The following is a 14,823-nucleotide window of genomic DNA, read 5'->3' as shown; positions in this document are numbered from 1 at the left end:
CACCACCATCAACCACATCCACCGACGACAACCGCCGCGAAGGATCAGCAACCAACCCCACCAACACCCGCTCCAACCGCCGAGCCCAATCGGCGACGTTGAAGTCCGAAAATGGCTGCCCGGGGCCCGCCGTGCACAGGAACAGCTCATTGCCGACGCCGGAGAAGAAGAACCCGAAGCCGCCGACGACGCCAGAACTGGTATACGACGCAGAGGCTGCGGCGCCACCGAAATCGAGGGTGAATATCGAGGGGATGAAATTGACACTCACCCTGTCGGCCGGCCGCCCCATGCCGTGGTCATTGGTTTTCCGCTCGAGGGCTTGCACGGGAAAACGCTGATGCTGCACGGCTTCTCGTATTCGAGTATCGACATGTTCGCAGAACTCGGAAATCGCTGACCCCGGCTCAACTTTCAGCACCAGCGGTACGATCCCGGCAACCATTCCGGGAACTGTCTTGGATTCGGGAAGTACGCGTCTGCTGACCGGGAAGTCAAGTACTACCTCTGAACTCTCGGTACCTTCGTCACACCAGCCGCGCACCAACAGGGCGGACGCCGCGGTGATGATCGATGATCGAGGGATATTCCATGCTTTGGACAACGCGTCGACTCGGCGAAGGACCGCGGGGTCAAGTCGAACCGGCGCAGAAGGCAGATAAGGGTCACGCTCGCCCGTTGATTGCGGCATCCGGCAGTGCGGTCCGACTTCCGATGGCAGATTTTCAGTCCAATAGGCCTGATCTTCCACATAGTCGGAGGACGCTTCGTATTCCAGTTCGCTCTTGATCAGGTCCTGCAGCGAGCCGAAGAACGGCGGAGGGATGGGTGCCCCAGAAACAATCGCGGTGTAGACAGCCGCGATGCGATTGCCGACCAACGCAACGCCGGAGCCGTCCGTGATGATGTGGTGACAGCAAGTGAACAAGTAAAATTCGCTCGGCGCCGTCTGGAAAAACGCGAATTTGAACAGGGGACCGGTAAGCGACATCGGCGTCCGCTGGATCGTCGACGCTATCTCGAAGGCTGCCTTCGCGGGATCGTGCGAGTCGCGCAGGTCGTGGAAGGCAATTTCTACCTCCGGGTCATCGATCGGACTCTGAAGGACCTGGCCGTTCTCCTGGAAGAAGGTAACCCTGGCTGGTTCCGCTTCGCGCACCACACGCCGGATCGCCCACTCAAGTGGACCCCGCTCCACCCGGCCCGCGATTCGCGCGAAGAGACCGAGTTGCCACTCCGTACCGAAGCGGCCCGTTTCATGCGCAAGCCATATATCGAGCTGTCCGCGCGTCAGTGGAAGTGCCCGGTCACCGTGCTGCATTGGACCCCCTCTCGTGTCATGCGGCCTCCGTGGGCGCCAGCTTCTCGCATAGCAGCTCCGCTAGAACGCGAACTGTGATGGTCGTGATGTCGGTAACTGAAACGCGTACGCCCGTTTCAGCTTCGATGCGGGTACGGAGTTCGAGGGCACCCAGCGAGTCCAGGCCGTATCCGGAAAGCGGCCGGTCGGGATCGACGTCGCGACGCAGGATCAGACTGACCTGATCGGAGATCACCCGCCGCAACCTCGTCGGCCATTCGTCGGGCGGCAGCTCGCTGAGTTCGGCCATCAGTTTGGTTGTGCCCGAGCCACTTTGCGCATCGAAACGGAATGCTTCCGCGAAAGGACTGCGCTCGGCGAACAAAGCGAGCCACGGTGTTCCTGTGATGGGCGCATAGCCGCTGTAGGCGCGGTCGTGGCGCAGCAACGCTTCGAATGCGAAGGCGCCCTCAGCGGGAGCGATCGAGTCCTTTGAGTTGTCCGCCAACGCGGCGGCGCGCCCGATCCGGGCCCACGCCCCCCAGGCGATCGCGGTCGCCGGCAACCCCTGAGCCCGCCGCCAGTGGGTGAAGGCGTCGACCCAGCTGTTGGCCGCTGCGTAAGCACCCTGTCCCGGCGATCCCACCAACGCCGCAGCCGACGAGAACGAGCAGAACCAATCCAACGGCTGACCTGCGGTAGCGACATGAAGGTTCCACGCACCGTATACCTTTGGCGCCCAATCACGCTCGATTAGTTCGCCCGAGATGTTGGCCAGGGTGGCGTCATCGACCACCGCGGCGGCGTGCAACACCCCGCGCAGCGGATGGCCGGTGGCTGTCGCTGCGGCCACTAACCGCCGCGCCGTGTCTGTGTCGGAGATATCGCCGCACTCCACCGCGATGTCGGTGCCGATAGCCCGGATGCGATCGATCGTCTCCAGCGTCTCTGGTGTCGGTTCCGACCGTGAGGACAGCACGATGCGTCCGCACCCGGCCGTCGCCATCTGCTCGGCGAGGAACAGCCCGAGGCCACCAAGTCCGCCGGTGACGAGGTAAGCGCCGTCGCGGCGGAACACACGCACCTGCGCGGGCGGCACCATCGCGCGACGGGTGACGGTGTGCGGGACATCCAGCACGAGTTTCCCGGTGTGCTGAGCGCCGCTCATCAGCCGGACGGCTGCGGCGGCGTCGTCAAGCGGGTAGTGCGTGCTTTCCGGCAGCGGCAGGGCACCGTCGGCGGTGAGTTGGTACACCGTGCGCAACAGGTCGCGGAACCGGTCTGGTTGGCTGTACGCCAGCAGGCCCAGGTCGACGGCATAAAACGCGAGGTTCTGCCGGAAGGGGAACAGGCCCAGTCGCGTGTCGCCATAGATGTCGCGTTTGCCGATCTCGACGAATCGTCCACCGAGCGCTAATAATTCGAGTCCTGCGCGCTGAGCGGCGCCGGTCACAGAATTGAGGACGACGTCAACCCCGTACCCATCAGTCTCCCGGCGTATCCGTTCGGCGAACTCCAGGCTCCGCGAGTCGTAAACTTTCTCGATACCGATGTCGCGCAGCAATTGCCGACGTTGCTCGCTGCCCGCGGTCGCGTAGATGTCGGCACCCGCGGCACGGGCGATTGCGATGGCCGCCTGACCGACGCCGCCCGTTCCGGAGTGGATCAGTACCTTGTCCTCGCTCCTGATCCGGGCCAGCTCATGTAGGCCGTACCAGGCGGTGGCGTGCGCGGTGGTCACCGCCGCTGCCTGTTTGTCGGTCAGACCTGCAGGTAGGGTGACGGCGAGCCGCGCATCGCAGTTGATGAAGGTGGCCCAGCAGCCGTCGGCGTTGAGGCCACCGACATGATCACCCACCTTGTGGTCGGTCACGTCAGGTCCTACTGCGGTCACCACTCCGGTGAAATCCGTCCCCAGCTGCGGCATCCGGCCGTCGAAGGCGGGATAGCGACCAAAGGCAACCAGCACGTCGGCGAAGTTGATGCTAGACGCGCTCACCGCGACTTCAATCTGTCCCCGTGCCGGGGGTATCCGTTCGCAGACAACCAATTCGATCGTTTCGAGATCCCCCGGCGTCCGGATCTGCATGCGCATCCCGTCGCGCTCAGGTTCGACAACCATGGTCTTTCGCTCCTCGGGCCGCAGCGGGGCGGGAGACAATCGCGCCACATACCACGCACCGTTTCGCCAAGCGGTCTCGTCCTCTCCCGACCCGCCGAGCAGCTGCCGCGCCACGCGCTCGACGTCAGTGGCGTCGTCCACGTCGATCTGGGTCGCGCGAAGATGTGGATGTTCGGTGCCGATCACCCGTGTCAGGCCGCGCAACCCGGCCTGTTCCAGATTGGCCACGTCACCAGCAACCACCGTCTGGGCGTTGTGTGTCACAACATAAAGGCGCGGAGGTTCACCCGATATCTCTGGCAGTTCGCGGGTGATGCGCACCAGATGCTCTACAGACGCACGGCCCGTCAGCCGGGACTGGTCATCGGCGTCGCGGTTCGCGGGTCCCGTGAGGATCACGACGCCGCTGAATTCGCTGCTGCGCAGGTGATTTGACAGCTGGGCTGTGTTCGAGGAGTGATCGGCGTTCGGCAGCCATGACATGGTGATGCAGCGCGCACCAAGACTCTTCAGCGCGTCGGTCAACGCGGGGGCAACCAAGTCTGCGGACGTGGTGCTTACCAGCAACCAGGTTCCGGCGTCGCGCTGCTCCGTCTCGGGCAGTTCGCGTGGCTGCCATTCCACCGTCAGCAGGCGCGTGGCCAGTAGCCGATCGTTGTGTGCGTTCTCCGAAGCCGTGGTGCCCAAACGCAGACCCTGCACCGCGAGCAGGACAGTCCCGTTCTCGTCGAGCACATCGAGGTCCGCCTCGACGCCGGAGATGTCTGCTTTCGTCACCCGCGTATAGCAGTAGCGCGCGATCCGCGCGGTGCCGTAGGCACGAAGTCGCCTGATTCCCAACGGCAATGCCAGCACATCCTCGCCGAGCGCATGAACGTCGGGATGGGCGACAACAGACTGAAAGCAGGCGTCCAACAGTGCCGGGTGAGCGCCGTAGGCATCCTGCTGTGAACGGATTTCGCGCGGAAGCGCGACCTCCACCAGCACGGTGTCGGTCGTCGCGTCGCCGGAGTGTACTGCTGTGAGGCCGGTGAAGGCTGGGCCGTACTGAACGCCGCGCTGGTCCAGTCGCGTGCGCACCTCATCGCCGTCCCTCCGCTCCGGGTGTGCGGCGAGTAGCGCGGATATGTCGTGGGCGGGGGGCCGGTCCTGCGATGCGGCCCGCAGGACCGCGGCAGCGTGCCGTGTTTGTTCGCCAGCCTGACTTGTCTCCACGGCGAAGTCGACGGAGCCCGGCGAGGACAACACGGCCGAGGCGCCAACGGTGGTTTGTTCATCTAGCAGCAGCGCCTGTTCGAAACGAAGGTCATGAATTTCGGCGTCGCCCAGCACCTCTCGCGCGGCCGCCAGCGCCATCTCGCAGTACGCGGCACCCGGAAGTACCGCCACATTGCGGACCCGGTGATCGGAAAGCCACGGCTGCGCGCCGGTGCCGACCTCACCCTGCCACACGTGGCGTTCTGGCTCCTCCTGCAACCGCACGTGCGCACCCAAGAGCGGATGCACCGAAAGGGTGCACGCACCATGCGTTGGGGATTCCCGGCCGGCGGGGCTCAACAGCAGACGACGGTGAGTCCAGGTCGGCAGCGGCGCGTCCACGAGCTGCGCGTTCGGGCTCAGCTCGGAGAAATCCACCGCCGCGCCCGCGATGTGCAGATCCCCCACGAGGCCCCGCAGCCCGTGCGGCAGCGATTGTTCGCGGCGCATACCGGCCAGAGCGGTCACTGGCGTGTCGAGACTGCGGGCTGTCTGCTCGACCGCATGCGTGAGAAGCGGGTGGGGCGACAACTCCGCGAAGACCCGGTAGCCGTCCTCCAGCGCTGCCTGGACCGCAGGGGCGAACCGCACCATGTTCCGCAAGTTGTCCACCCAATAGCGGGCATCGCAAATGGGCTTCTCGCGCGGGTCGTACTGTGTCGCGGAGTAGTACGGGACCTCTGGCGTCAGTGGGTGCAGGTCCGCGAGCGCTTCGGTCAGCTCATCGAGGATCGGATCGACCTGTGGGGAGTGCGAGGCGACGTCGACCGCGATCTCGCGCGCCATCACGTCACGCTGCTCCCAGGCCGCGACCAGATCTCGGACCGTCTGGGTTGTACCGCCGATCACCGTGGACTGCGGTGAGGCCACCACGGCCACCACCGCATCCTCGATGCCGCGGTTCACCAACTCCGAAAGTACCTGCTGTGCGGGTAATTCCACCGATGCCATGGCTCCGGCGCCAGCGATGCGGGTCATCAGCCGCGAGCGACGGCAAATGACGCGCACGCCGTCCTCGAGCGAAAGTGCTCCGGACACGACGGCTGCCGCTGCCTCACCGAGGGAATGTCCGATGACCGCGCCCGGGCGCACGCCGTAGGAACGCATGGCGGCAGCGAGTGCGACCTGCATGGTGAACAAGGTCGGCTGGACCCGGTCGATTCCTGTCACGGTCTGTGCCGCGCTGATCGCCTCCGTCACCGAAAACCCGCCCTCGGCGGCGATCAGCGGTTCGGCCTCCGCGACGGTGGCGGCGAACACCGGTTCGGTCGCTAACAGTTCGGCGCCCATCCGGGCCCACTGCGAACCTTGGCCGGAGAACACCCACACCGGACCTCGGCCACCCTGCTCCACCGCGGCTTGATACGGCGCATCACCATCGGCGATCTCCCGTAATGCCTTGGCGAGTTCTGCCTGCTCGCTCGCAATGACGGCTGTACGGACCGGACGGTGCCCGCGCCGACGCGCCAGGGTATAGGCCAGATCCACCATCGAAACGTCCTGATGGGTTTCCACCCAATCCGCCAGTCGGCAGGCGGTGCGACGCAGTTCGTCGGCCGACGTGGACGACAACGTGAACAGCAGTGGTGATGCCGTCGAGTCGACTGAGATGTCCTTGACCGCAGCGACTTCGGACTGCTCCGGCGCTTGCTCCAAGATGGCATGCACGTTGGTGCCGGAAAGTCCGTACGACGATGCCGCCGCCCGCCGGGGATGCCGACCGTTGCTCGGCCACGGTGTAGTCTCCTGTGGCACATAGAGTTTGGTGTCGATTGCGGCCATCTCATCGGGCAGACGACTGAAGTGCAGATTCTGGGGTATCACGCCATGTTGCAGCGCAAGCACAGCCTTCATTAGCCCCAATACGCCTGCAGCCGACTGCGCATGACCGAAATTGGTCTTCAACGAGGTCAGGGCGCAAGGTCCTTCGGCGCCATAGACATTGGCCAGGCTGGCGTATTCGATCGGGTCGCCAACCGGGGTGCCCGGGCCGTGCGCCTCGATCATGCCGATGCTGCTGGGGTCGACGCCGGCAGCGGCCAGGGCAGCCCTGTACACGGCGGTCTGCGCCGTCGCCGATGGTGTCAAGATGTTGACAGTCCGACCGTCTTGGTTGGCGGCGGTGCCACGGATGACGGCTCGAATACGGTCACCGTCGCGGAGTGCGTCAGGCAGGCGTTTGAGCAGCACCACGCCGCAGCCTTCGGAGGAGACGAACCCGTCGGCCGCGACGTCGAACGCGTGGCATCGCCCAGTGGGAGACAGCATGCCCTCCGCCGAGCCCGCAACGAACTTCCGCGGATCCAGGATCACGGCTGCGCCGCCTGCAAGGGCAAGATCGCTCTCACCGTCGACCAGGCTGCGACAGGCCAGGTGGATCGCGGTAAGTCCGGACGAACATGCGGTGTCCACGGTGAGCGCGGGACCGTGCAACCCAAGGGCGTAGGCAATGCGCCCCGAGGCCAGACTGAAACTGCTTCCGGTGAATCCGTACGGTGCTTCAACTGCGTGTGCGTCCGCGGCCAACAGTTGGTAGTCGCCGTGCGTGAGGCCCACAAACACGCCGGTCAGCGAGTCGGTCAGCACCTCCTGGGTCAGCCCGGCGTGCTCCATGGCTTCCCACGAAGTCTCCAGGAGCAACCGGTGCTGCGGATCGATCGCGGTGGCTTCGCGCTCGTTGATCCCGAAGAAGTCGGAGTCGAACCCGGCGACGTCATCGAGGAACGCACCCCACTTGGTCACCGATCGTCCGGGAACCCCGGGCTGGGGATCGTAGAACTCGTCGGAGTCCCACCGGTCGGGTGGAATCTCGGTCACCAGGTCATCGCCGCGCAGCAGGGCTTCCCACAACCGCTCTGGAGAGTCGATTCCGCCAGGAAGGCGACAGGCCATGCCGATGACCGCAATGGAGGTGGCTCGCGACCTATCCACGGGCGCTCCCCCACTTCTGATCCCGTACATCGCTAGGCGGTTTGCAGGCGAACTATTCATCCGGGCACCACACCCTCTAGTCGAGATAGACCGAACGCTACTAAAGGCCACCGCCGCGGTGCGCGATTTGGGCAAATTTCCGCTACCGTCAGTACGTGCGTTGGGTCACCTGAACTATTGCTCTCGCTTCCCATCGAAAGCTGTGTCGCGAAGAGCCTCGGCGCGCACCACTCAGTAGTGTGCTATCCGGCCATTTCCTCGGCGTGTTGCCGGTGTGCCCGAAGCCGCGGCACAGCGCTGCGTGGTATTTGATAATGCCTCCGCATTACCGGGCGGTATCGATTCAGTTGACCGGAGGTTAAACTCACGTCTTGTTCTCTGGCTAACTAGTTAGTACTACGAGCTAAATTCCTGGGGGCGGTCCGCCACCGCGCGACACGGCGACAACCTGGGACGCTCTCGCCGATACCGCACTCCTGGCACGAGTCGCGCATCTAAATCGAGTCTCAGCAACAGCTGTCCGCCGTTAGAATGCGAAGCGGAAAAGCCGATCGTAATTTCGGTTTGCCGGGATGGCGTACGCAATGCGGTACAGCAGTCGCGGTCGCCGAAGCGAAATCCTGCGAAAACCGGCAATAACTGGGGTGTCGTCGACGAGACGGAGGCGGGGATCCCAGCGGGTGACCTCATCGCCGTCGCGGGTGCCCCACTTGATGATGCCGCCGGCTGACAACCTGGACAGCCGCGGGCCCCACTTCGACAGCAAGTCCGCGAGCAGCTCGCCGGTGTCGAATCGGTCGAGCAACCAGTGGAGCAGCTCAGTCACCTCGGCCGGGGTCAAATACATGAGCAGGCCTTCGGCGACGATCAGGACGGGACCGCCGGTCGGTAGCTGATCGATCCAGCCGGGCTCGGTCACCGACGACGCGATCATCCGATACTTCTCGGATTCGGAATACAACTGTCGGCGCAACGCGACGACCTGGGGCAGGTCTACGTCGAACCACCGCACGGTCTCGGGTAACGCGAGGCGGAACGCCCGACTGTGTAACCCACACCCGAGATGCAGTACGACGGCTTCCGGCTGGCGCATCAAATAGTCGACGATCCAGGTGTCGATCTGCGCGGTGCGCATCGCCACCATGAACTGATTGGTCGACGGCCGGATGTATCTATGGAGACGCTCGAAGTCGTAATCGATGCGCGCCACGTCCCGCGCGGAGTAGTGGTCGCCGAGAATTGGGTTGGGCACGCGGCTCTCACACGCCCGAAGGTAGAGCACACACAGCCCGGTCCATTCCACCGATTTCCACGGCACACCGGTGAAGTCGACGCGCTGATCGTCAACCGGCTCGCCCTGCTGCCGTCCCCCCGGATCCGTCACACCATCGTCCTCGCTGCTGCGTCGATCATTCGGCCGCGCTCCCTGGAAACTTGCCATCCGTCGATGGCGACTTGGTCGCCCAACATCTTGGGGCGTCAAAGCCGAGACATGTTTGTTTGCAACTCTAATCGTCAGAGCCCGCATACCTCGCCGACCCACACATCTTTTTCTGTCGGCGCGTCAATTAGGACTAGTCTGTCTGCTGTGCCACGATCGGTTGACTTCTCGGTTGACTCCTCTGCCACTGTCGAACAGTTCCACTCGGCGTTCTGCGAGGAGAGTTACTGGCTGGCACGGTTGGCGGCCTTCGGCGGCTTCGGCAGGCTGGACACGTTGACAGTCGACCCCGACGGTTCTGCGAACGTAGTGATCATTCAGGACCTGCAACACGAGGGGCTGCCCGGCCTCGTCGCCAAGTTCTTTCCCCGTGAATGGCAGGTCGTCCAAACCGAGACGTGGCGCCCGATCGGCGACGGTCAGGTGCGAGGCGAGATCAGCATCGTCTCCCATGGGGCGCCGGGATCCGGGTTCGGTACGGCTGTGCTCGCACCCGCACCCAAGGGGTCGCGGCTCAATTGCAACGCGACAGTGGAGTTCAAAGTCCCGTTGATCGGCGGCAAGATCGAGCGGCTCGTAGGTCGCCTGCTGGCCCAGCAGATATCGGGGCTACAGCGCTACACCGCGAAGTGGATCACCGAGCAGGCCGCCTGAGACGCGGCAACGGCGGGACCGCATACCGCCGCGATTGCGTGGGTAGCCCGTAGGGCAGACACCACGACCTAGGCTGGGCATATGCGGTTAGGCAGACGACGCGACGTCACCCGCGACTTCGATGCGAGTTACAACGAGCATGCGGTCGTCGCAACCGGCCCCGAGCAGGAGGCGGCCGGAGTCAAGGCCGTCATGGTGTCACTGCAACGCGGACTCAAATCCATGGGAGCGTGGCGCACAGGCGCGTCACTGGTCCGACTCAACCAACGCCACGGCTTTGACTGCCCCGGCTGCGCATGGCCCGAGGAGCATGGTGGGCGCAAGTTCGCCGAGTTCTGCGAGAACGGTGCGAAAGCCGTCGCCGAAGAGGCGACCAAGCGCGTCGTCACCCCGGACTTCTTCGCGCGGCACTCAATCGCCGACCTCGACGGTCGACCGGAGTACTGGCTCTCGCAGCAGGGCCGACTCACCCACCCGATGGTGCTGCGCCCTGGCGACGACCATTACCGCGCCATCGAGTGGGACGAGGCCTACCGCCTGATCGCTGACGAGTTGCGCGAACTCGATCACCCCGACGAAGTCGTCTTCTATACCTCCGGGCGCACCAGCAACGAGGCGGCGTTTCTCTATCAGCTGATGGTCCGCAGCTTCGGAACGAACAACCTGCCCGACTGCTCTAACATGTGTCACGAATCCTCGGGCGCGGCATTGGTCGAAGCCATCGGCGTGGGCAAGGGCTCGGTCACCGTCGAAGACGTCGCCAACGCTGACCTGATCGTGATCGCGGGTCAGAATCCCGGCACCAACCATCCCCGCATGCTGTCGGTGCTGGAAAAGGCGAAAGCCAACGGCGCGAAAATCATTGCGATCAATCCGCTACCAGAGGCCGGGCTGATCCGGTTCAAGGACCCGCAGAAGGTGAACGGCGTCGTTGGCCATGGGGTGCCCATCGCCGACGAGTTCGTGCAGATCCGCCTCGGCGGGGACATGGCGCTTTTTGCGGGCCTGGGCCGCCTGCTCCTGGAGGCCCAGGACGACCGCGCTCCCGGTTCGGTGGTCGACCGCGAATTCATCGAGCAGCACTGCGCGAATTTCGCCGAGTACGAAGCCCAGACGCGGGCCGTCGACCTCGACACCGTGCTGGAGGCGACCGGGATCGAGCGCGCGCAACTCGAGAGGGTCGCGCAAATGATGGTCGACTCCGAACGCATCATCGCGTGTTGGGCCATGGGACTGACCCAGCACAAGCACGCTGTTCCGATGATTTCGGAGATCACCAACGTGCTGCTGATGCGCGGCATGATCGGTAAGCCCGGTGCCGGATTATGTCCCGTGCGTGGACATTCCAACGTGCAGGGCGACCGCACGATGGGCATTTGGGAGAAGATGCCCGAGAATTTTCTGGCCGCGCTCGATAAGCACTTCGGTATCGTCAGCCCGCGCAAGCACGGCGTCGACACTGTCGATGCGATCCGCGCTATGCGCGACGGTCGCGCGAAGGTCTTCATGGGCATGGGCGGTAACTTCGCGACGGCAACTCCCGACACCGCCGTCACCGAGGCCGCACTGCGCAACTGCTCACTTACCGTGCAGGTTTCGACGAAGCTCAATCGCAGCCACGTGGTGCACGGCCGCTCGGCGTTGATCCTGCCGTCACTCGGCCGCACCGACCGCGACATCCAGAGTGGCGTCAAACAGCAAGTATCCGTCGAGGATTCGATGTCGATGGTGCACTTGTCGCGCGGCAGCCTGAGCCCGCCGTCCGATCACGTCCGCAGCGAGGTCGCGATCATCTGCCAACTGGCGCGCGCACTGCTCGGACCCGACCACCCCGTGCCGTGGGAAGTGTTCAACGACGACTACGACACCATCCGCGGCGCGATCGCCGCCGTGGTGCCCGGCTGTGATGACTACAACCACAAGGTGCGCGCACCCGATGGATTCCAGCTGCCGCACGGCCCTCGTGATTCACGCATATTCCCCACGAGCACAGGCAAAGCCAACTTCGCCGTGAATCCGCTGCAGTGGGTGCCGATCCCCGAGGGCAGGCTGATCCTGCAGACTCTGCGCAGCCACGACCAGTACAACACCACAATCTACGGCCTCGACGATCGCTACCGAGGCGTGAAGGGCGGCCGCCGAGCCGTGTTCGTTAACAAGGCGGACATCGAACGGTTCGGACTGTGCGAAGGAGACCGGGTCGACCTCGTGTCGGAATTTCCCGGCGGCGACGGCGAACTCCAAGAACGCCGCGCCAAGGACTTCATGGTGGTGGCGTACGAGACCCCGGTGGGTAACGCCGCCGCCTACTATCCGGAGACCAACGCGTTGGTTCCGCTCGATCACGTTGCCGAGAAGTCGAATACACCGGTGTCCAAGGCCGTGGTGATCCGGCTGGAGCGCTCCGCCGGCGTCCGCGCCGAAGATCGGGTGGTCAGCTAGTGGGCCGCGTGACAGCGCGCCGCCGCGTCCAGCACGTCACCGCTGGCGACAGCATCGCGCGGCCCGACACCCTGGTGGTCGAGGAGCCGCTCGAGATTCGGATCGATGGCAGACCGCTGACGGTCACGATGCGCACCCCAGGCTCGGATGTCGAACTCGCCCAAGGCTTCCTGCTCACCGAGGGCATCATCGCGCGCCGCGAGGATGTGTTGACGGTGCGCTACTGCAAGGGAGCAGGCCCCGACCAAGTCAACACGTACAACGTGCTCGACGTGACACTGGCGCAGGATGTCCCGAAGCCTGACGTTGATATGACGCGGAACTTCTACGCGACCTCGTCGTGCGGCGTGTGCGGCAAGGCCTCACTGGAGGCGGTCCGAACAATCAGCAAGCACGGCCCCGGCGACGATCCGACCACGGTCACCGCCGAAACGCTTTCCGACCTTCCCGACCGCTTGCGCGACGAACAGAAGGTGTTCGCCAGCACCGGCGGACTACACGGTGCGGCGCTGTTCGACGTCAACGGCACGACGTTGGCGGTGCGCGAAGACATCGGCCGCCACAACGCCGTCGACAAGGTCATCGGCTGGGCGCTGGAGAATGACCGGATACCCCTGAGCGCGACCGTTCTCCTGGTCAGCGGGCGCGCCTCGTTCGAACTCACCCAGAAAGCCGTGATGGCCGGCATCCCGGTGCTCGCCGCGGTGTCCGCGCCGTCGTCACTGGCCGTCGACCTCGCCAGCCAGTCCGGCCTGACACTCGTCGCGTTCCTGCGCGGCGACTCGATGAACGTCTACACCAGACCCGACCGCGTGACGCACTAGGCCGCTCGAAAGGGCAACCAGCGCATCGCAATATCGACCAGGATAATAGTGACATCGAACTTGACAGTTACTGTCATCTTCTGAAGACTGTGGCTCCCGGGCAGGAATTCGGTCTGTTGAGAGGTGTGCATGCCCGACTCGATTCCGCTGCGCGAGCGGCAACGCAATGCGCTACGCGCCGACATCCAGCATGCTGCCCTGCGACTGTTCGCCGCAAAGGGTTTCGACAACGTCAGCACCGAAGCGATCGCCGAAGAGGTGGGCATTTCGCCGAGTACCTTTTTCCGCCACGTACCGAGTAAGGAGCACCTTTTACTCGGCGCCACCCAGCGTGGCCGCGAGCAAATCGTCGCCAACTTTCGTGCCCGCCCCGCCGACGAGGACGTCGCGGACTCCATCGCCGCGGCCATCCTCGCCCGCACCTCACAGTTTTTGGACGACGACGAGACACTCGAACTGTGGCGCCGGGCGATGGCGTCGGCACCCGCAGAGTTGCGGCGAGCCTCCCTACTGAGTCGCGAGGACTGCGACGAGCTCATCGACGCCGTTGCCCTCCGCCTCGACAACACCGCTGCCGGCTCGGACATCCGGGCCGGCGTTCTCGTCCGCGCTACCGTCGCTGCGGCCGAATATGCCTATGAGTGGTGGCTCACGTACGACCAGAACGAGTCACTACACACCCTCACGGAGCGGGCTCTCCAGCTGGTCACCCATGGACTGGATAGCCGGGCGCGGACCACACGGGGCCGGCGATAGCGAGAATCTCGGTCTTTCAATAGTTCTCATCTACGGGCGCCGAACTGCGGGGATGCGCGGCCGGCCAACAAGGGCAGATCGAGATAGGTCTTGATGCCGGGATCGGCGTCGACGACGTACGGGATCGCGCTGACACAGTGGTTTGCGGTGGCGACGATACCGGGGTTGCGCACCAGCCCCTGTTCGATGGTGTCGGGCTGCAGACCCTTGAAGGTGAGCAGGACGTCAGGGTCGCCGGTGATCTCGACCTCGAATCGTTCTCCCTCCGGCCCGAAACTCCAGGCCGGGTCGAAACTCTCCTCCCCCATGAACCAGTTGACTGTTGCTGTGACGACCGGTGTCCCATCCACGACGGCGCGCCAGTGGAACTTTCTGGCGGCGACCTGACCCGGTTCGATGACACCAACCGGGGTATCGAGCGGCGCAGTCGCCACGGCAACCTCCTGCACGGACTCGAGTTCAGGATCGACGTCGAAACCCATCTCCGCCACGATCATTCGAACCGAAGCCTTGAATCCGGCACCCAGCAGTTCGACGATCGGACCTGCCATCGCTTCTTCGGGTGAGACGCCGAACCCCATGATGTAGCGCACCACGTCGGGGGCGTTGTAAGTGCGGATGTCACTGAACTCCTCCGACCGCACATGCGTGACCCCCGCACTCAGCGCCGAGACCATCAGCGGGAACCGTTCGGTGATACCTCCTGGGTGAATACCGGTGCCGTGCAGGGTACTTCCACCTTCGGCGCACGCATCGAGGATGGCCTTGCAGTTATCCAGATCGGGGTAGACCCAACCGACGGGGGTGACCACATTCTTGCCGGAGCGCAGGAGCGCGACGACCTCGTCCTCGTTCGGCAGCAGCGGACTATAGACCACGCAGTCGGCGTCGAGAGCGAGGATGTCTTCCACGCTGGTCGTCGCCGTGACATCGATCGGGTCGCGGCCGACGAGTTCGCCGATGTCCTTGCCGTGCTTGCCCTCTGAGTGCACCCAGGCGCCCACCAACTCGAGGTCGGGATGCGCGAGCACCCCCTCGATCGCCGCTCGCCCCACGCCACCAGTCGCCCACTGCACCACTCGAATCGCCATGATGG

Annotated in this window: 8 protein-coding genes; 4 read left to right on the top strand and 4 right to left on the bottom strand. The window is 64.4% G+C overall.

The features are described from left to right. From BST47_RS12590 to BST47_RS12580, 3 genes are all read right to left on the bottom strand, one after another. A partial coding sequence (locus BST47_RS12590) for a condensation domain-containing protein (RefSeq protein ID WP_083125839.1) occupies positions 1-1,321 on the bottom strand: 1,321 nt, incomplete at its 3' end. A 16-nt stretch (positions 1,322-1,337) separates the two neighbouring features. Then, a complete protein-coding gene (gene pks2 / locus BST47_RS12585) occupies positions 1,338-7,640 on the bottom strand; it encodes a sulfolipid-1 biosynthesis phthioceranic/hydroxyphthioceranic acid synthase (protein WP_165799783.1) in 6,303 nt (2,100 codons plus the stop codon). 496 nt (positions 7,641-8,136) lie between these two features. Further along, the gene (locus BST47_RS12580; RefSeq protein WP_234809674.1) at positions 8,137-8,994 is read right to left on the bottom strand and encodes a class I SAM-dependent methyltransferase; all 858 of its coding nucleotides are present in this window, start codon (positions 8,992-8,994) and stop codon (positions 8,137-8,139) included. 204 nt (positions 8,995-9,198) lie between these two features. Between BST47_RS12580 and BST47_RS12575 the strand changes: the two genes are divergently transcribed. The 4 genes from BST47_RS12575 (at position 9,199) to BST47_RS12560 (ending at position 13,727) form a co-directional block, all read left to right on the top strand. Further along, a complete protein-coding gene (locus BST47_RS12575) occupies positions 9,199-9,705 on the top strand; it encodes a DUF2505 domain-containing protein (RefSeq protein ID WP_083125836.1) in 507 nt (168 codons plus the stop codon). A gap of 81 nt (positions 9,706-9,786) precedes the next feature. Further along, positions 9,787-12,147: an FdhF/YdeP family oxidoreductase gene (locus BST47_RS12570; RefSeq protein ID WP_083125835.1), complete on the top strand. Its 2,361-nt coding sequence runs from the start codon at positions 9,787-9,789 to the stop codon at positions 12,145-12,147. Beyond that, positions 12,147-12,971 carry a formate dehydrogenase accessory sulfurtransferase FdhD gene (gene fdhD, locus BST47_RS12565; RefSeq protein ID WP_083125834.1) on the top strand — a complete coding sequence of 275 codons (825 nt, stop codon included), beginning with the start codon at positions 12,147-12,149 and terminating at the stop codon, positions 12,969-12,971. The genes BST47_RS12570 and fdhD overlap by 1 nt, the downstream gene beginning before the upstream one ends. Positions 12,972-13,100: 129 nt before the next feature. Beyond that, entirely contained in the window at positions 13,101-13,727 is a 627-nt protein-coding gene (locus BST47_RS12560; protein ID WP_083125833.1) for a TetR family transcriptional regulator, read from the top strand. A gap of 26 nt (positions 13,728-13,753) precedes the next feature. Here BST47_RS12560 and BST47_RS12555 read toward each other — a convergent pair whose 3' ends face one another. Next, positions 13,754-14,818 carry an NAD(P)H-dependent amine dehydrogenase family protein gene (locus tag BST47_RS12555; protein WP_165799780.1) on the bottom strand — a complete coding sequence of 355 codons (1,065 nt, stop codon included), beginning with the start codon at positions 14,816-14,818 and terminating at the stop codon, positions 13,754-13,756. Between the last annotated feature and the right edge of the window lie 5 nt (positions 14,819-14,823).

Source organism: Mycolicibacterium tusciae (assembly GCF_002086795.1).
In the GTDB taxonomy this organism is placed as follows: domain Bacteria; phylum Actinomycetota; class Actinomycetes; order Mycobacteriales; family Mycobacteriaceae; genus Mycobacterium; species Mycobacterium tusciae.
Note: the sequence above shows the minus strand (reverse complement) of the source record. Positions and strands in the feature narration are given on the sequence as shown.

What these genes read in the sequence shown, in the direction of transcription:
- BST47_RS12570 (WP_083125835.1), top strand. Translation starts at nt 9,787, where the DNA reads ATGCGGTTAGGCAGACGACGCGACGTCACCCGCGACTTCGATGCGAGT.
- pks2 (WP_165799783.1), bottom strand. Translation starts at nt 7,640, where the DNA reads ATGTACGGGATCAGAAGTGGGGGAGCGCCCGTGGATAGGTCGCGAGCC.
- BST47_RS12560 (WP_083125833.1), top strand. Translation starts at nt 13,101, where the DNA reads ATGCCCGACTCGATTCCGCTGCGCGAGCGGCAACGCAATGCGCTACGC.
- BST47_RS12555 (WP_165799780.1), bottom strand. Translation starts at nt 14,818, where the DNA reads ATGGCGATTCGAGTGGTGCAGTGGGCGACTGGTGGCGTGGGGCGAGCG.